Here is a 471-nt window from a genome sequence, read left to right as displayed (position 1 = left end):
ACGTCCGCCCTCGGCTCCGCGCTCGCGAGCCGCGCGAGCGCGGCCTGCACTTCTTCCGGTTCGAACGACGCGAGCACGTCCGCGGTCGGCTTCTCGAGCGCCTTCAGGTGCGCGCGCAGGATTTCCTGCTTGACGACGAGCAACTGGCTCGGATGCATCGAGAACTCGGTGAGCCCCATGCCGAGCAACAGACGCGTGAGCGCCGGATCGCCCGCCATCTCACCGCACACCGACACCGGCACGCCCGCGCGCTTCGCTTCGCGCAGCGTGAACGCGATCAGATGCAGCACAGCCGGATGCAGCGGATCGTACAGATGCGCGACCGCGTTGTCCGCGCGGTCGATCGCGAGCGTGTACTGGATCAGGTCGTTCGTGCCGATCGACAGGAAATCGACGCGCTTGAGGAACAGCGGCAGCGCGATCGCCGCGGCCGGAATCTCGATCATCGCGCCGACCCGCACGTTCGGATCG

At 67.7% G+C, this 471-nt stretch carries 1 protein-coding gene; it reads right to left on the bottom strand.

Translation table 11 applies throughout. The annotated features are described in order from the left end of the window. On the bottom strand, window positions 1-471 hold a 471-nt coding region (locus tag J5M73_RS31235), incomplete at both ends, for a putative PEP-binding protein (protein ID WP_347709998.1).

Origin of the sequence: Pseudomonas sp. 50_B, from assembly GCF_017491625.1 — a bacterium.
Lineage (GTDB): Bacteria > Pseudomonadota > Gammaproteobacteria > Pseudomonadales > Pseudomonadaceae > Aquipseudomonas > Aquipseudomonas danubii.
The sequence above is the reverse complement of the archived record's forward strand: the minus strand, read 5'-3'. Positions and strand labels throughout refer to the sequence as shown.